Source organism: uncultured Maribacter sp. (genome assembly GCF_963975365.1).
Classification (GTDB): domain Bacteria; phylum Bacteroidota; class Bacteroidia; order Flavobacteriales; family Flavobacteriaceae; genus Maribacter.
Window position 1 is genome coordinate 164,233 of record NZ_CAXBGF010000006.1, and the last position, 16,739, is coordinate 180,971.

Sequence of the window (16,739 nt, forward strand, 5' to 3'; positions counted from 1 at the left end):
CACCAAAAACAATGCAGAAACCAATCCTACTTTTTTTAGTCTTGAGCATACTATTTTTAGGCTGCAGAGAGGTAAAGGAAAAACAGAACGTAGCACCAGAAGCGATAACGGTTGACAAAGAAAAAACGTCAACATCGGTATATGAAGATTTAGCCGGTACCCCTGTTGAATTGACCGATTATAAAGGAAAACGGATACTTTTAAATTATTGGGCAACGTGGTGCAGACCCTGTATTGAAGAAATGCCGGCTTTATTAAAATTACAAGGTATTTTAGAACAAGAGAACTATGTTTTTCTATTCGCTTCAGACCAATCGTTGAAGAAAATATCAGATTTTAAGGAAGCTCGAGGATTCGATTTTAAATACATTAAGTACAACGGAGTATATGCCGAACAAAAAATAAGTGCCTTACCCGTTACGTTGATATATAACGAAGCAGGGGAGCAGGTATCACGATTTGATGGCGGAATGACGTGGGATAGTCCAGAAATGATAGAACAACTAAGAAAAATACAATAATGCGTACAACTTCATATTTCTATACACTAATTATAGCATTAACCCTTATCGGTTGTAAACAAGAAGCAAAACAAGAAGCAAAACAGGAAACAAAGCAAGAAATACCAGAAGCAAAAGTTTCGGTAGTTCAAGAAATGATTTCTCCAGCGGGCGAATCGAGCTCTTTACCGCACTTAATGTCGAATAAAGACGTTTCGCTACTTTCTTGGGTAGAAACCGTAGGCGACACATTACATACCATGTATTATGCAGAATTGGTCGATGGCGTATGGCAAAAACCGCAGACAATTCTAAGTGGTAGCGATTGGTTCGTGAATTGGGCCGATTACCCAATGATTAGTGAGAATAACGGCAGTTTATGGTCGCATGTATTAAAGAAATCTACCGCAGGCACGTATTCCTATGATATTAAGATGAACGTAAAGCCAAAGGGCGCTACAGTATGGAAAACCGATATGCTATTACATACCGATGGTACACCAACAGAGCATGGTTTTGTAAGTATAGAACCCTATAACAACAACTTCTTTGTGAATTGGCTCGATGGTCGAAATACCCAAGAAAATGAAGTAGGGGAGCGCGGAGCGATGACACTAAGGGCAGGGGTCGTATCGACCACAGGTGAGCTATTGCAAGAGTATGAATTAGATACGCGTACCTGCGATTGTTGCCAGACTACATCGGCCATAACCGATAATGGACCAATCGTTATTTATCGCAGTCGCTCGGAAGAGGAAATTCGTGATATTAGTATTGTTCGGTGGGTAGATGGAAGCTTTACAGCACCTAAAGTAATACATGAAGATAATTGGCAAATAAAAGGATGCCCGGTAAACGGACCAAAAGTAGCGGTTTTGGGTAACGAGGTCGCAGTTGCTTGGTTTACAGGTGCTGAAAATGACCCAAAAGTAAAGCTGGTATTTTCAACCGATGGTGGAGCGAATTTTCAAGAACCAATACTCATCACAGAAGGCATGGTTATGGGCAGGGTAGATGTACTTTGGATGGATGAAGATAAGGTCGTCGTAAGTTGGGTGGAATCGAAAGGCAAACTGGCCATTTTTAATGCGATGGTTGTTTCAAAAGAAGGCACCATGTCTAGTAAACAAGTTATTGCAGAACTGGATGGTTCTCGAAAATCAGGATTTCCCCAAATGGAAATTGTTGAAGAAACCCTTTATTTTGCTTGGACGGAGCAATCGGCATCAACGTCTAAAATACAAACAGCAAAGATGCCAGTAGGCGCATTTACGTTTAATTAACTGAAATAAGGTTGATATCAAAAACCAAAACAGAACCGCCAGGTATGGTGCTATAATCGAAACTGCCATAGCCTAAGTGTGCAGGCACTAACAATACACCGTTGCCACCTTCATTAAAATAGGGGATTCCTTCTGTCCAACCTTCAATAACCTGGTTAAGTCCAAAACTTAGACCTTCACCAGCACTTTGGTCAAAAACAGTACCATTTAGAAAATATCCTTTGTAGGCAACCGTTACATTAGAAGAGGTATTTGGTTTTTCTCCATCTCCTTGATTTTCAATGATGTAGTGTAATCCAGATGCCGTTTTTACGGAAACTAAATCATTGGCAGTGAGGTAGGCATTGATATCTTGCTCATTAATCTCAGAATAATCGAAAGGTTCTTGAAGCGGAGCATTAGAATCATTGGAATTACATGACACCATTAAGGTCATAAGAAAAAGGAATACAGCGTATTTCATAATTATTTTTTGGTGAAGATATCATCTAGTTAAATAGCTGACTATAATTTTAAGTTCTATTAACCATTAAATGAAATGGAAAGATGTTATTGGATAAAGGTGTTCACTGAAAACTTAATGCTACAGTGTTTGTAAAGGTATTTTTGAAATTTTATAGCCTGAACCTGAGAATCAAAAATGACGGCTTCGGTAATGCTATTTGCTAAAACGAGGTGTCCAATAAGATACTCCACGTAATAGGTATTGTCTTCAGAAAGGAGAACAAAATTTTGGCTATCGTTCAAATTGATTATTTTATTAAATAAAAATAAAATATTTTTTTATGTGATCCTAATTATTGAGGTTTTTATTTTAAAATTGGATATAAAAAGTATGGTGAGCTGCTGCGGTATGACTTATTTGTAAAACTATAGAAGTATACTACTATGGTTAATTACGGAATGATTGAGAGGCTACCTTAAATATTCTATTTTACATAATATAAATTATAGTACATTTTATAATATTGGTTTATCCTGTGGATGAAGCAATTTATAACACAGATGGTGCGTTGGCAATTAATGTTCGTATTTAATGTAGCTATAATGATACTATGTAAAATAGAGCTTCTCGTAAACTTGAATATTCTGTACAATTATCAAGATTATATTTTTTAAGCGATTCTCAGCGATTAGCATTTAGGCAATTAAAATGTAACTATAATTTGACGTTATGTAAAATATCCGCTGCCAACGTTGATTGCTTTGATAAAATCAAATTACTATTGTAATTTATTTTATACGCAATTTCCAGCCGCTTGCCAGCGCATTATAAAAGCTAACCTTTTTGCTATGTTTTAAAAATCGCGTATTCGACAAAATGTAAGCAATAAAAAATTTTAAGCGATTCTCGTCAACTTGCCACAAGAGTATAAAATTTCTCTGCGAGCAAATTTCCATACACTTGTTATATTTAGTCTTTTAATTGAAGTTTTCTTTTAAAGTTTCATTGTCTTTTGTCTTGAAACAAAAGAAACAAAAATTCAAGGCTGCATATAATTTTGGAAACAATTAACGGCTCATTCGCTATATTTTAGGAAAGATTGTAACTGCTTAAGATTGCTTTGAAATCCCTTGTATAATTGAAAACCTAGAAAAACTGTATTACTAACTCCCTAAAATATGTACGCTCTTTTCGCCTATTGTTTTAACCAAAATTTTATGAGGCCAAGTTAAAAATTGATTTTAAATGACATTTATCATATAATAAATTTAAAAAACATGATATATTTGTTAACCAAATGGTTAAACCGTATAGTTAATTATGAAACAAACAAAAGACGAAAATACCGAAGAGCAAATATTGGATGCAGCAAAAAACGTCTTTCAAACCAAAGGAATGGAAGGCGCGCGTATGCAAGAAATAGCAGATAATGCTGGAATTAATAAAGCAATGCTACATTATTATTATAGAAGCAAACAATTACTTTTTGAAGCTGTTTTTAAAAATGCATTTTCATTGTTAGCACCTCAATTAAATGCTATTTTAAATGACGATTCTTCAATTGAAAACAAAATTAAACATTTTACAGCAAGCTATATATCGTTTATTGTTAAGCATCCTTATTTACCCAATTTTATTATTCAGGAATTAAATAGAAAACCCGATTTCATTTTAAAATTAAAAGAAAACAAAGGGTTTCCAAATCTAGAAAAATTTAAAAAACAAGTTGCTATTGAAGTTGAAAAAGGCATTATTAAACCAATAAGTGCTGAACAATTATTTATCAATATTCTAGCGCTTAACATATTTCCGTTTGTTGCGAAGCCTTTAATTTTAGCGTTTACAAACACTAATAAAAAAGCTTTTAAACAACTTATGATTGATCGAAAAACTGAAGTTTCAAACTTTATCATCAATTCTATAAAGAACACATAAAATGAAACGCTTTATAATTATTATATCAATCCTAACAACACTAACAAGTGTGGCGCAACAAAGCATCACATTAGAAGAATGTTACAGTTTAATGGCTCAAAATTATCCATTAGCAAAACAATCACATCTCTTTGAAGTACAAAACAAATTAGATTCAGAAATTATTTCCAATACAAAACTGCCTCAATTTAGTTTAGATGCTCAAGCAACGTATCAATCTGATGTTATTGAAATTCCAATTCCAAATGTTGACATAGAAACGTTAAACAAAGACCAATATCGTGCAACAGTTTCTGTAAATCAGTTGATTTATAATGGAGGTTTAGTCGATGCTTCAATAAAGGTAAAATCTACGCAGTTAAAATCCAAGCAGAAACAAGTTGAAGTGAGTTTGTACCAACTCAAACAGCAAATTAACCAACTTTATTTTTCTATTCTATTGTCTCAGGAATCTGAGTTATTATTGAACGCTAAAGAAACACAATTAAAAGCTAAACTTAAAGAAGTTCAATCTGGTATTAAATTTGGTGTTATTTCACCTTCTTCTGATAAAATTTTGGAAGCTGAATTATTGAAAATAAGTCAACAATTTCAAGAATTGGAAAGCAATAAAATAGTACTCATAGAAACGCTTTCAAGTTTAATAAGTAAACCATTGGGTACTTCTACCCTATTTCAAAATCCTCTTATAGAAACGCAATTGCAAACGGAACTAAAAAGACCTGAACTGGAATTATTTCAACTTAAAAAAGAAGAAATTGAAAATTCAGAAAACTTGATGTCTAAACAAAATGCTCCAAAATTTCAAGGTTTTGCAGTAGGTGGTTATGGTAACCCAGGATTAAATATGCTTGATAATTCATTTCAAACATTTTATACAGTTGGTGTTAAATTGAATTGGAATGTTTTCGATTGGAATTCTAACAAAAAACAGCGCAAATCATTAACAATTAACAAAGACGTTATAGATACTGAAACTGAAACTTTCAAACTAAATACCAATATTAAATTGAATCAACAACAAAAAGAAATTGATAAAATGAAGACCATTATTGCATCAGATACTCAGATTATTAATCTTAGAAAAGAAGTCTTACAAATTGCAGATTCACAGCTTAAAAATGGAGTCATTACGTCTTCTGCATATATTACAGAACTCACCAACTTATACGAAGATGAGAACACCTTGGTAAAACATCAAATTCAGTTACAACTTGCTAAAGTAAATTACAACGTCATAAAAGGACAGTAAATTTATTAAAATGAAAAAACACAACTATATATTAGGATTAAGCATCATAACTTTTAGCTTGTTTTCCTGCGGAAACGATAACAAAAAAGCAGATGGTTACGGAAATTTTGAAGCTACAGAAATCACTATTTCAGCAGAAAATAATGGAAAATTAATGCAGTTTGATGTTAATGAAGGTGACGTTCTTCAAAAAGAACAATTTATTGGTTATATCGATACGATTCCATTAGCATTAAAACAAGAGCAATTAGAAGTTTCAAAAGCTGTAATTAGTTCAAAATCTAAAGGTGTACTCTCACAAATAGCTGTTTTAAATTCCAAATTGAAAACGGCAAACACGAATAAAGCAAGAACTGAAAATCTCATTAAAGATAATGCAGGCACACAAAAACAATTAGATGATGTTACTGGAGAAATTGATGTGATTAAAAATCAAATAAGAAGTGTAGAAATCCAGAATGCTCCTGTTGTTAACGAATTGAAATCAATTGATGTTCAGCTAAAACAAATTGATGACCAAATTGAAAAAAGTAAAATTAAAAATCCAATAAACGGCACAGTTTTAACCAAATATGCCGAACCAAATGAGATTACCTCTTTTGGAAAACCACTCTATAAAATTGCCGATTTAAACACAATGCAATTACGAGTCTACATTAGCGAAACGCAATTAGCAGACTTAAAAATAGGTCAAGAAGTTACTGTGAAAATTGATGATGCAGACGAAATAAAATCGTACAAAGGTGTTGTGAGTTGGATCGCTTCAGAAGCCGAATTCACGCCAAAAATTATTCAAACTAAAGAAGAACGTGTGGCTTTGGTTTATGCTGTGAAAATAGATGTTACCAATGATGGAAGCTTAAAAATTGGTATGCCAGCAGAACTATGGATCGAAAATTCTAATAACAATTAATTATATAATTATGAAAAAGTCAGTATTCATTATCTTAATAATTACAACAGTAGTTGCAAGTTGTAAAAACACAGAAAAGAAAGAGAAAAACAGTAATTCTGAAGAACCTGTACAAGAACAAGTAGATGCCATTTTAAGCACGCAATGGATGAATGATATTCAATTAAATGATGGTTCAAAATGGGAAGCAAACATTGAAACTACTGAAGGTGTCATTAAAATGCAAAAGTTATTAAAAACACAAGCAACTACAACTATTGAAGAATATCATCTCTTAGCAAACAAACTAAACGCAATGAAAAACAAAGTAGTAAAAGAGTGCACAATGAAAGGTGCTTCTCATGATAATTTACACATTTGGTTGTATCCACTCATAGAAAAAGTTACTGCTTTAACAGAAACCAATGATATTAGTGATGCTTCAAAAATAAAGCAAAGTATAGTTGAAAATTTGAATGCATATTCTGATTATTTTGAATAAATGAGTATTACAATTTCCAACATATCAAAATCCTATAAAAACGTAAAAGCTTTACAAGATATTTCTTTTGAAGTAAAAGAAAATGAACTTTTTGGATTGATTGGTCCTGATGGAGCAGGAAAAACAACATTATTTAGAATTCTGACTACGCTTTTAATAGCAAATGAAGGTACTGCAACAGTTGCAGGTTTTGATGTGATTTCAGACTATAAAATGATTAGAAATAGTGTTGGTTACATGCCAGGGAAATTCTCATTGTATCATGACTTAACTGTTGAAGAAAACTTAAACTTTTTCGCAACTATTTTCGGAACTACAATCGAAGAAAACTACGATTTAATAAAAGACATTTACGTACAGATTGAACCCTTTAAAGATCGTCGTGCAGGTAAATTATCTGGAGGAATGAAGCAAAAATTAGCGTTGTGTTGTGCGTTAATTCATAAACCAAAAGTGTTGTTTTTAGATGAACCTACAACTGGAGTTGACCCAGTTTCCCGAAAAGAATTTTGGGACATGTTGAAACGTTTGCAACAAAAAGGAATTACCATATTAGTATCAACGCCTTATATGGACGAAGCGGCTTTGTGTGATAGAATTGCACTTATTCAAGATGGCAAAATTCTAGAAATTGATACACCAAAAGCGATTGTAAAACACTATTCCAAACCAATTTATAACGTACGTGCAAATAATATGTATCAGCTAATTAATAGTTTAAATGATTATGAATATAACCATAGTGTATATCCATTTGGTGAGTTCGTTCATTATACAGATAAGAGAGCAGATTTTAATCAGAAAGAATTAAAGATGTATTTAGAAACAAAAAACTTAACTGATATTGAAATTGAAAAAACAATAGCTACAATTGAAGATACCTTTATGGAATTAGCAAAATAATGAATCATAACAAAGTCATACAAGTAGAAGGATTAACCAAAATGTTCGGTGATTTCACAGCTGTAAACGCCATTACATTCGACATTGAAAAAGGTGAAATATTTGGATTTTTAGGAGCCAATGGTGCAGGAAAAACGACAGCCATGAAAATGCTAATTGGTATTTCTAATCCTACGTCAGGAAAAGCCAATGTTGCAGGATTTAATGTGTTTACAAATGCTGAGGATATCAAGAAGAACATTGGCTATATGAGTCAGAAATTTGCTTTGTACGACGATTTAACAGTAAAAGAAAATATTACGTTTTTTGGAGGTATTTATGGCTTGTCAATAAAACGTATCAAAGAAAAATCAGAAATATTGATTCAAGAATTAGGATTAGAGAAAGTAGCCAATACATTGGTTGGATCTTTGCCTTTAGGTTGGAAGCAAAAATTATCCTTTTCAGTGTCTTTAATACATGATCCTAAAATTGTGTTTTTAGATGAGCCAACAGGAGGCGTTGACCCAATTACCAGACGACAGTTTTGGGAAATGATTTACAAAGCAGCTAACCAAGGAACAACCGTTTTCGTGACCACACATTATATGGATGAAGCTGAATATTGTGATCGCGTATCTATTATGGTAAATGGAAAAATAGAAGCTTTAGATACACCAAAAAAACTAAAAGAGAAGTTCAAAGCTGCAAATATGAATGATGTGTTCTTAAAACTAGCAAGAGGATGAAACGTTTTATAGGCTTTATAAAAAAAGAATTCTACCATATTTTTAGAGATAGACGCTCATTGTTTATTCTCTTCGGTATGCCAATTGCCCAAATTTTATTGTTTGGTTTCGCTATTACCAATGAAATCAACAATGTTGATATTGCTATTTTAGACCATTCAAAAGATGCAACTACAAAAGAAATCATTAATAAAATTTCTGCATCAAAATATTTCAGTATCAAACAAATAGTAACTCGTGAAGCAGATATTGCTTCCGTTTTTCAAAAAGGTCATGTGAAAGCGGTTTTAAACTTTGAAAAAGATTTCAGTAAAAACCTAATTAAAGAACACAAAGCATCGGTTCAAATTATTACAGATGCAACAGACCCAAACACAGCCAATACAATAAGTAATTACATCAATGCTATACTATTACAGTACCAAAAAGAATTAAACAAAGACATCACTATTACTTATCAAATAGTTCCAGAAACACGAATGGTTTACAATCCAGAATTAAAAAGCGTGTACATGTTTGTGCCTGGAGTAATGACCATTATTTTAATGTTAGTTTCTGCAATGATGACTTCTATTTCAATTACAAGAGAAAAAGAATTGGGCACAATGGAAATCCTCTTAGTTTCTCCATTAAAGCCATTTCAGGTGATTGTTGGAAAAGTGTTTCCTTATATTTTTCTATCGATAATCAATGCAGTAGTCATTGTAATGTTGAGTATTTTCATTTTCAAAATGCCTGTTCAAGGCAGCTTGTTTTTACTGGCTCTAGAGAGCATTCTATTTATCATTTCAGCTTTAGCTTTAGGGATTTTAATATCAACAATTTCAGCAACACAACAAACTGCCATGATGATTTCTTTAATGGGATTAATGCTTCCTGTAATATTATTATCAGGTTTTATTTTTCCTATTTCAAGTATGCCTTTACCTCTACAAATGATTAGTAATATTATTCCTGCCAAATGGTTCATCATAATCATTAAAGGCATCATGCTCAAAGGTGTTGGATTGCAATTTGTATGGAAAGAAACCTTGATTCTTTTAGGAATGACTGTGTTTTTTATTGCATTGAGTGTAAAGAAATATAAAATCAGATTAGAATAATGAAAATAATTCTTTACATCATACAAAAAGAGTTCAAGCAAATCTTTAGAAATAAAGGAATGCTTCCTATCATTTTTGTTTTGCCATTATTGCAACTAGTAATATTATCTAATGCTGCAACTTTTGAAGTTAAAAACATCAAATTTGGCTATATAGATAACGACCACACATCAACATCGCGAGCGTTAGTAGAAAAATTTAATGCATCTACATATTTTGATGTATTAACAGATTTTCCATCTGAAGGATTAGCAAGTTCATCCATGTTAAACGGCGAAGTAGATGTAGTTTTGGAAATTCCGCAATACTTTGAACGTGATTTACAAAAAGAAAAATATAACAGCTTAGGTATAACAATCAATGCTATTGATGGCGCAGCAGCTGGAGTAGAAAATGTTTATGTGACACAAATTGTACAGAATTTTAATCAAAATTTAAAAGTCGATTTATTACAGGTTTCAGACAAACAAATACAACCAATTACTATCGAAACTATTCCGCTATTCTGGTATAATGAAACCTTAAATTATAAAACTTTTATGGTTCCAGGAATACTGGTTTTGCTGGTAACTATGATTACCTTATTCTTATCAGGAATGAACATCGTAAGGGAAAAAGAAATAGGCACTTTAGAGCAAATTAACGTTACACCAATTAAAAAAAGTCAGTTTATTATTGGGAAGCTATTTCCCTTTTGGGTGATTGGGATTGGCTTATTAACTATAGGATTAATTATTGCCAAACTAATTTTTGATGTTCCAATGGTTGGTAGTTTAGTACTTATGTATTTCTATACATCCATTTATATTTTGGTCATTTTAGGAATAGGTTTATTTATTTCAAATTTTACAGACACACAACAGCAAGCCATGTTTATTGCCTGGTTTTTTACCGTTATTTTTATTTTAATGAGTGGCTTGTTCACGCCTATTGAAAGTATGCCAGAATGGGCTCAAATTCTCACAGAATTTAATCCAATAAAATACTTTGTTGAAGTCATGCGTATGGTTATGCTTAAAGGTTCTGGGTTTATGGATATTCTTCCACAACTATTAAAAACATTGCTATATGCATTCATAATGAACGGATTAGCAGTTTGGAGTTACAAAAAAACGACCTAAAAAACAGTAAATATGAAGACTGATAAAAAAATAAAGTTATCTAAAGATGAATCTTTGTTTGTTAGAGGTCCTCTCTCACGTTTTAAGGAATTATCCTTTGCTTTTAAAGTGCTTTTTAATTTTATAAAAGCCTTTCGGAAAATGCATTTTATTGGACCATGTATTACTGTATTTGGTTCTGCAAGATTTACAAAAGATTCTGATCATTATAAAAATGCCGAAAAAATTGGTGCTGCTTTAGCAAAAACAGGATTTACAGTAATGACAGGTGGTGGACCTGGAATTATGGAAGCTGCCAATAAAGGTGCTTTTGAAGCTGGTGGAAACTCGGTTGGTTGCAATATTATATTACCGTTTGAACAAAAACCAAATCCATATTTACATAAGTGGATTAATATTCCATACTTTTTTTTACGTAAAGTTATTCTTGTAAAATATTCGTTTGCTTTTGTTGTGATGCCTGGTGGTATTGGCACTTTAGACGAACTGTTTGAAGCATTAACCCTTATTCAAACCAAAGTAATTCAAGATTTTCCAGTGGTTATTTTCGATAAGGAATATCATAAAGAACTATGCCAACATATTAATTTAATGGCAGAAAATGAAAGCATCAGTCCTGAAGATATGAAACTACTTTTTGTAACTGATTCTGTAGAAGATTTAATTACACATATTGAAACGTATTCCATTAAAAAATTCGGATTGGTAAAAAAACAAGTCGAACCAAAATGGTGGTTAGGAGAACGTGAAAAAAATGATTCATGAAGAATATAGTATACATATTAATTTTATTTACAACACATTTTATTTTTTCACAAAAGAAAGCAGATACTCTTCCACAGCTTGATTTATACAAAATAACATTAATCAATCAAACCGATAGCTACATAACTTTTCCAACAGATATTGGGAACATAGAACCTCTTATGTTTGAAGCAAATGTTAATCCATCATTTGTTATCAGGCAACGAAAAGATTCTAAACTTTTGGCTGTGTTAACACCACAAATAACAATCAGGATGTATAGTGAAAATTCCTATCCTGTACGAACACCAAGTTATATCCCACAGGTTTCGTTTTATTATAAAGCAAATAAAAAAGAGGCTTTGAATTGCTTGATTTTATTCGGGAAAATAGTGCATCATTCTAATGGGCAAGATGGTGATTTTTATAATGAAGACAACACAATCAATTTACTAACAGGGAATTTTGCGACTAATTTTTTTGAATTAGGTTTTCTTAAAACAGCATATAGTAACAAGCTGAAAGCAATTAAAACCATAAAAAGCTCTATAGAAGTTAACCCAAAAAGTTGGATGCTTCAAGAATTACATGGTAAGTATAGTGGTTTAAGATGGCATAACTCATTTACGTCGTTTAAGTTTCCATTAAAGGATGATGAAAATGAAAGAGCTAATTTTTCTTTAAAAGTTGAAACAACCCTTATGCTCGATAGTTATAATGACTTGAAAGTTTTTGATTTAGATAGATTCAATGCAAGTCTTACTTTTTATTACCATCCAAAGTTTTTAGAAGATATAGGATTGTTTGTTCAATTTTATCAAGGAATGGACTATTATAATATTTATTTTGAACACCAATTATCAATTATCCGTTTTGGAATTATGACCGAAATATTACGTTTTTAAAATTAACAAATCATGAATGGAAAGCAACTCTTTGTAAAGAAAAGCACTGAAGAAATCGAACTTTTTTCAATTAAAAAATTAGAACAATCACTTTATAATTGTGGTGCATCTAAAAAAGAATTAGAAACCATTATAAACAAAATGCAACCCTATATTTATGATGGTATTTCTTCTAACGAAATCTATAAAAAGGCCTATTCCTTATTAAAAAAGCACAATAATGTTTCTGCTTCACGCTACAGTTTAAAACGTGCTCTTTTTGATTTAGGTCCTACAGGTTTTCCGTTTGAGAGGTTGGTTGGTGCTTTATTAAAAGAAAAAGGATATAAAACCAAAGTGAGTGTTATTTTAAATGGTGAATGTGTCACTCATGAAATTGATGTCTTGGCTGAAAAAGAGGGAAATACATATGCTATAGAATGTAAGTTTCATTCAGATGCTAAAGCAACAAGTAACGTCAAAGTTCCTTTGTACATAAATTCTCGATTTTTAGATGTTCAGAAACAATGGAATACAAATTCAAATAACAAATCACATTTAAAACAAGGTTGGTTGGTATCAAATACCAGGTTTACAGAAGACGCTGTTAATTATGGTAAATGTGTAGGGTTAACCTTGTTGAGTTGGGATTACCCAAAAAATAATGGACTAAAAGCAAACATTGATACATTGGCTTTATATCCTGTTACCACTTTAACAACACTAACTAAAAGAGAAAAACACCAACTTATTGAAAAAAATATTGTGTTAGTTAAAGAGTTAACTAATGCGACTAAAACAATGAAAAACATCGGAATTTCAGAAGTGAGGATAAAACGTGTTTTAACTGAAGTGAATAAATTGTGTCAAAACAATCCGAATTAAGAAGAGACTTTGTAGAAGTTCTGCGAATAATTTGGCTAATTGGAGTTATAAAAAGAAATCGTGATTTTATCCCATTCCACACACAATTCACTTCTCTCCTATCGTCGTTACGTAAAAAGAGTGTTCCATTAACATCGTAGAAGAAACTTTTGGGATGAAATTTTTTCAAAAAACTTGAGTAACAACTTTCGCTTTTATCCAAAGCTCAAGTTACATAACGCAAGAACATTATGATTCAGAAAAAGAATCATAATTTGACGTTATATCAAATAGCCATAAGTTATTAGTATTTTAAGGTAATACCTAATGATAATATTTTAGCCGTATAAAATGATATCGAATCTTTACTTTAAGCCAAGAATGCGTTTAAAAGTTCGTAATTCGCATCTGTAAAAATTGACAAGTATTTTTTGTAAACGGGTTACTTTAGTTGTATTCATCTTAGTACAAAAAGTGTTGTTTATATAATTAGTATACAAATGGTTTAAATTGTCACATTAGAAACAATTTAAAATCAAACAGACTTCTTTTCAGATTATCGTAACAACTAAAATTTGTCTGGGTTTAATAATATAATCTAAAATCAAGTAATTTACAGACATTGTAGTGTCTTTGGTGTAGCTCTTCTACAATAGCTAACATGTTATCATCTTCTTTAAACAAGTTAAAGAATGCTTTGTCAAGGTTTGAGCTACTTATTCCATTATACTTATTACCATAGCCAGAAACTGCTTTTGCGCCAGTAATATCTAAAAAATATTGCGCTTCCTCTTCGTCTAAATCTAGGATTTTTGCATTGGAAAAATGTAAGATCTTTCCTTTCAACCTTCCTTCAAATAGTTCTGCAATTTCTTGTAAACTATAGTAGTAGTCATTTAAGCAAATACTATTTGCTTCACCTTTCATAACCAAGTAGATGATTTCGTAGTCTTTGAAATTATGATCATCCAAGACCAGTGCATTTAAGCTATCTTCTAGTCCTTCAATGGTATCGCATGTTTTATAAATACTTGCTATTCCATATTTCATGGCCAATTGTTCCAAGTTTTCTTGAGCTTCGGTAACCTTGTCCGTTTCTATTTCATCAACCCCTTCTAAACAATAAATGAAATAGCCTGCATCTATAGATTGATTTTGGGGTAATTGGTGTCTTTTCTCTAGCAAGATCCTTAAATTATATGAGCCACAAAACTACTATAACTCCTTTATTGTTTTTAGCGTTTGTTATAAAATTCCCTTCCAAACACCTTACGATCCCATCTACAGCTGGTTTTCAAATTTGGAGTAATTATATTTCTGTGGGCTTCGTTCCGTTTAAATAGTACTACTTGTTTTTTTTACTATTTTAATACCAAACAGTAGTAAAAGCGCTATTAAGGTTATAAAATATATACTAGTTGAAATGCTTTTTATTACAGAAAAGATACTGGTTGTTTGAACTGCAGTTTCAGTGATATCTGGATAGTTGTTAAGCATAGAAATAATACCGATATTTTCGAGATAATCTGCAATTCCGGCAATAACGGGTAAGAGGCATAGATACATAAATGGTGTATGCAATTTGTTTATTTTCTTTAGAAAATATGCCATTACTAAGCAATAGGAAACACTAAAGAGTAATGGATAAAACATATCTACAGGAATTTGGCTGGTTAGATACGTTTCACGTCCTACGTCGCCAAGAGAACCGAACAATTTGTTTACATAAAGGAAATTATAGCCTGTTGGCATCATATCTAATAACTTCATTCCGTTAGAAAACGCCATTGTTTTCGGAATTGTGACCATTAGCATAAAACCATAAACTAGATTGGTTACCATGAAAAGCCAAAAAACTTTCTTTCCTGATATATTGTTCTCAATAATTTTAATCAAATTTATCATATATATGATTTATAATTCTTTTGTTGTCAACATGCTAAAGAAGATGTGATTTACTATAGATTACAGGCATTTGCCCTTTCCATTTAGCCCATAAGGTGTTGTCAGTGATTAAGCTAGCCATAAAATGAGCCACATTAATACGGCTCACTTTACCTGCATTAAAAATTGCACTTCGTGTTGGTGAAGGATGTATCTCATAATCGGTAACTTCGTCCTCGTTAATTAAACCATCGGGTCTAACGGCAACCCATTCAATAGAAGTATTGTTTTGGCCGATTTGAATTCGTAAATATTCTGCGGCTTTTTCATTATCTACATGAGGTGGTAATAATAAACGAAGAAGTCCAATAACACATTTTTGAGCAAAAGATATAGGTTCGTTTAGATCGCGATTACGATTGCCTGTAGTGTTCATTAAAACAAACTTTGTTACGCTCTCGAGATTATTTGATTTTATAGCTTCGCATAATCGTCGGGTAGCATCTGTAACCAGTCTGCGTGGCTTTCCATAAACTCCTTTCCAAGTTAAATTATGACCAAGACAAGAAGCAACTGCATTACAATCATTAACAATTTCACTCATCTCGTTATCGCTTAATGCCAATAGGCTAGCAGAAATAATTTGCAGATTATCATTGGTTTTCCATGATTCTGGCAACTTTTCAGGTGATCTTACAATTATTTTTACTTTATGTTTTTGAATTAGAAGTTGCTCAACCAATTGGCTACCCGTTGCTCCACTTGCCCCTACTACTAAAACTGTCATACTGTTTTGTTTACAATGAATTATTGATTGTTAATTTGAATTCTATAAATTTTCTTTTCTAGCCTTTATTAAAAATACAATGGCAAAAACACTCGCGACAATTGGAATCATAAAACCGTATTCATCTATCCAAAACGCACTGCTTTCATTGGTGGCTGTTATGGGAGTAAATACCTTTTGAATGAAAATATTATGCACGGAATGAAATAATGCTGCTGGCCACAGGCTATTGGATTTAAAGGTATAATAGGTCATGATAATAGAAATAGCCACAATCATTATGGTAAATGCTACAATATGAAAGATAAAATTTCCACTTCCATTATAAATTAACCAAATTATTGGCCAATGCCAAATGGACCAAATAAATCCACTAAGTATTGATGTTCCTTTAAATGATACTACCTTTCTAAGTTCAAAAACAAAAAAACCACGCCAACCAATCTCTTCTCCTAAAGTGGAACCAATATTCTTAACGACTCCGACAATAGCTAACAGCAATATCATACTGGACACAACCATTGGTGTGCTGAATGCTGTCATTCCTAATTCTTCTGCCCATGCTGTAATGGTATTTTGATTTCCAATATCGCCGAAGCCAAGTACCCAAATTAATATATAGGAAATGGTAGTGTAACATACAGGTAATGCATACGATAGCTTTAAATACGTTGTATTTTTTAAACTCCACGGTAAGCTTACGATGGAGCGCCCCATTAGTTTTAAAGTAATAAATGACGCTATAGCAGGAGACATCATTAAGGCACCAATATAGATGCTTGTCGGATTTAATTTTAATATGGTATAGTAGCAAATGCTGCTAAGCATGGTAAGAACAGCTAAAAATAAGGCTATTGTTTTCCAGGTTTTATTGTTAGTTTTGATTGAATCAGTCATAATCTGTTGGTTGTA

At 32.1% G+C, this 16,739-nt stretch carries 18 protein-coding genes; 13 read left to right on the forward strand and 5 right to left on the reverse strand.

Annotated features, from left to right (window positions below):
- Positions 1-11: 11 nt before the first annotated feature.
- Both AACZ49_RS09440 and AACZ49_RS09445 read left to right on the forward strand, forming a co-directional pair.
- Positions 12-521: a TlpA disulfide reductase family protein gene (locus AACZ49_RS09440; protein ID WP_339653930.1), complete on the forward strand. Its 510-nt coding sequence runs from the start codon at positions 12-14 to the stop codon at positions 519-521.
- A complete protein-coding gene (locus AACZ49_RS09445; RefSeq protein ID WP_339653933.1) occupies positions 521-1,783 on the forward strand; it encodes a hypothetical protein in 1,263 nt (420 codons plus the stop codon). The genes AACZ49_RS09440 and AACZ49_RS09445 overlap by 1 nt, the downstream gene beginning before the upstream one ends.
- Here the strand turns inward: AACZ49_RS09445 and AACZ49_RS09450 are convergent.
- A complete protein-coding gene (locus tag AACZ49_RS09450; RefSeq protein WP_339653936.1) occupies positions 1,776-2,246 on the reverse strand; it encodes an FKBP-type peptidyl-prolyl cis-trans isomerase in 471 nt (156 codons plus the stop codon). The two genes, AACZ49_RS09445 and AACZ49_RS09450, sit on opposite strands and share 8 nt — an antisense overlap.
- A gap of 1,302 nt (positions 2,247-3,548) precedes the next feature.
- Between AACZ49_RS09450 and AACZ49_RS09455 the strand changes: the two genes are divergently transcribed.
- The 11 genes from AACZ49_RS09455 to AACZ49_RS09505 are packed head-to-tail and all read left to right on the forward strand — an operon-like array spanning position 3,549 to position 13,177.
- Positions 3,549-4,163, forward strand: a complete 615-nt coding sequence (locus AACZ49_RS09455; RefSeq protein ID WP_099569357.1) for a TetR/AcrR family transcriptional regulator — start codon at positions 3,549-3,551, stop codon at positions 4,161-4,163.
- A gap of 1 nt (position 4,164) precedes the next feature.
- The gene (locus AACZ49_RS09460; protein ID WP_339653943.1) at positions 4,165-5,415 is read left to right on the forward strand and encodes a TolC family protein; all 1,251 of its coding nucleotides are present in this window, start codon (positions 4,165-4,167) and stop codon (positions 5,413-5,415) included.
- Between the two features lie 10 nt (positions 5,416-5,425).
- Positions 5,426-6,328 carry an HlyD family efflux transporter periplasmic adaptor subunit gene (locus tag AACZ49_RS09465; protein ID WP_339653946.1) on the forward strand — a complete coding sequence of 301 codons (903 nt, stop codon included), beginning with the start codon at positions 5,426-5,428 and terminating at the stop codon, positions 6,326-6,328.
- 10 nt (positions 6,329-6,338) lie between these two features.
- On the forward strand, positions 6,339-6,809 hold the full coding sequence (locus AACZ49_RS09470; protein WP_339653948.1) for a hypothetical protein: 471 nt from the start codon (positions 6,339-6,341) through the stop codon (positions 6,807-6,809).
- On the forward strand, positions 6,810-7,712 hold the full coding sequence (locus AACZ49_RS09475) for an ABC transporter ATP-binding protein (protein ID WP_339653950.1): 903 nt from the start codon (positions 6,810-6,812) through the stop codon (positions 7,710-7,712). It begins immediately after the preceding gene.
- Entirely contained in the window at positions 7,712-8,440 is a 729-nt protein-coding gene (locus AACZ49_RS09480) for an ABC transporter ATP-binding protein (protein ID WP_099569352.1), read from the forward strand. The genes AACZ49_RS09475 and AACZ49_RS09480 overlap by 1 nt, the downstream gene beginning before the upstream one ends.
- Complete coding sequence (locus AACZ49_RS09485) at positions 8,437-9,543, forward strand: ABC transporter permease (RefSeq protein WP_099569351.1); 1,107 nt, start codon at positions 8,437-8,439, stop codon at positions 9,541-9,543. The genes AACZ49_RS09480 and AACZ49_RS09485 overlap by 4 nt, the downstream gene beginning before the upstream one ends.
- Positions 9,543-10,664: an ABC transporter permease gene (locus AACZ49_RS09490; protein WP_339653953.1), complete on the forward strand. Its 1,122-nt coding sequence runs from the start codon at positions 9,543-9,545 to the stop codon at positions 10,662-10,664. The genes AACZ49_RS09485 and AACZ49_RS09490 overlap by 1 nt, the downstream gene beginning before the upstream one ends.
- Positions 10,665-10,676: 12 nt before the next feature.
- The gene (locus tag AACZ49_RS09495) at positions 10,677-11,429 is read left to right on the forward strand and encodes a TIGR00730 family Rossman fold protein (protein WP_339653956.1); all 753 of its coding nucleotides are present in this window, start codon (positions 10,677-10,679) and stop codon (positions 11,427-11,429) included.
- Positions 11,426-12,313 carry a hypothetical protein gene (locus AACZ49_RS09500; protein ID WP_339653959.1) on the forward strand — a complete coding sequence of 296 codons (888 nt, stop codon included), beginning with the start codon at positions 11,426-11,428 and terminating at the stop codon, positions 12,311-12,313. The genes AACZ49_RS09495 and AACZ49_RS09500 overlap by 4 nt, the downstream gene beginning before the upstream one ends.
- 12 nt (positions 12,314-12,325) lie before the next feature.
- Positions 12,326-13,177, forward strand: a complete 852-nt coding sequence (locus tag AACZ49_RS09505; protein ID WP_339653962.1) for a restriction endonuclease — start codon at positions 12,326-12,328, stop codon at positions 13,175-13,177.
- 564 nt (positions 13,178-13,741) lie between these two features.
- Here AACZ49_RS09505 and AACZ49_RS09510 read toward each other — a convergent pair.
- From AACZ49_RS09510 to AACZ49_RS09525, 4 genes are all read right to left on the reverse strand, one after another.
- On the reverse strand, positions 13,742-14,341 hold the full coding sequence (locus AACZ49_RS09510) for a DUF6642 family protein (RefSeq protein WP_339653964.1): 600 nt from the start codon (positions 14,339-14,341) through the stop codon (positions 13,742-13,744).
- 150 nt (positions 14,342-14,491) lie between these two features.
- Positions 14,492-15,061 carry a hypothetical protein gene (locus AACZ49_RS09515; RefSeq protein WP_339653967.1) on the reverse strand — a complete coding sequence of 190 codons (570 nt, stop codon included), beginning with the start codon at positions 15,059-15,061 and terminating at the stop codon, positions 14,492-14,494.
- Positions 15,062-15,095: 34 nt separating this feature from the next.
- Entirely contained in the window at positions 15,096-15,827 is a 732-nt protein-coding gene (locus AACZ49_RS09520; RefSeq protein WP_339653970.1) for an NAD(P)-binding oxidoreductase, read from the reverse strand.
- A 42-nt stretch (positions 15,828-15,869) separates the two neighbouring features.
- Positions 15,870-16,724 (reverse strand): CPBP family intramembrane glutamic endopeptidase, encoded by an 855-nt coding sequence (locus tag AACZ49_RS09525; RefSeq protein ID WP_339653972.1) that lies wholly within the window; start codon positions 16,722-16,724, stop codon positions 15,870-15,872.
- Positions 16,725-16,739: the final 15 nt, after the last annotated feature.

Coding starts and splice junctions, on each gene's coding strand:
- AACZ49_RS09460 (WP_339653943.1), top strand. CDS start 4,165: ATGAAACGCTTTATAATTATTATATCAATCCTAACAACACTAACAAGT.
- AACZ49_RS09515 (WP_339653967.1), bottom strand. CDS start 15,061: ATGATAAATTTGATTAAAATTATTGAGAACAATATATCAGGAAAGAAA.
- AACZ49_RS09495 (WP_339653956.1), top strand. CDS start 10,677: ATGAAGACTGATAAAAAAATAAAGTTATCTAAAGATGAATCTTTGTTT.
- AACZ49_RS09465 (WP_339653946.1), top strand. CDS start 5,426: ATGAAAAAACACAACTATATATTAGGATTAAGCATCATAACTTTTAGC.
- AACZ49_RS09455 (WP_099569357.1), top strand. CDS start 3,549: ATGAAACAAACAAAAGACGAAAATACCGAAGAGCAAATATTGGATGCA.
- AACZ49_RS09475 (WP_339653950.1), top strand. CDS start 6,810: ATGAGTATTACAATTTCCAACATATCAAAATCCTATAAAAACGTAAAA.
- AACZ49_RS09490 (WP_339653953.1), top strand. CDS start 9,543: ATGAAAATAATTCTTTACATCATACAAAAAGAGTTCAAGCAAATCTTT.
- AACZ49_RS09525 (WP_339653972.1), bottom strand. CDS start 16,724: ATGACTGATTCAATCAAAACTAACAATAAAACCTGGAAAACAATAGCC.
- AACZ49_RS09520 (WP_339653970.1), bottom strand. CDS start 15,827: ATGACAGTTTTAGTAGTAGGGGCAAGTGGAGCAACGGGTAGCCAATTG.
- AACZ49_RS09485 (WP_099569351.1), top strand. CDS start 8,437: ATGAAACGTTTTATAGGCTTTATAAAAAAAGAATTCTACCATATTTTT.
- AACZ49_RS09450 (WP_339653936.1), bottom strand. CDS start 2,246: ATGAAATACGCTGTATTCCTTTTTCTTATGACCTTAATGGTGTCATGT.
- AACZ49_RS09445 (WP_339653933.1), top strand. CDS start 521: ATGCGTACAACTTCATATTTCTATACACTAATTATAGCATTAACCCTT.
- AACZ49_RS09500 (WP_339653959.1), top strand. CDS start 11,426: ATGAAGAATATAGTATACATATTAATTTTATTTACAACACATTTTATT.
- AACZ49_RS09440 (WP_339653930.1), top strand. CDS start 12: ATGCAGAAACCAATCCTACTTTTTTTAGTCTTGAGCATACTATTTTTA.
- AACZ49_RS09480 (WP_099569352.1), top strand. CDS start 7,712: ATGAATCATAACAAAGTCATACAAGTAGAAGGATTAACCAAAATGTTC.
- AACZ49_RS09470 (WP_339653948.1), top strand. CDS start 6,339: ATGAAAAAGTCAGTATTCATTATCTTAATAATTACAACAGTAGTTGCA.
- AACZ49_RS09505 (WP_339653962.1), top strand. CDS start 12,326: ATGAATGGAAAGCAACTCTTTGTAAAGAAAAGCACTGAAGAAATCGAA.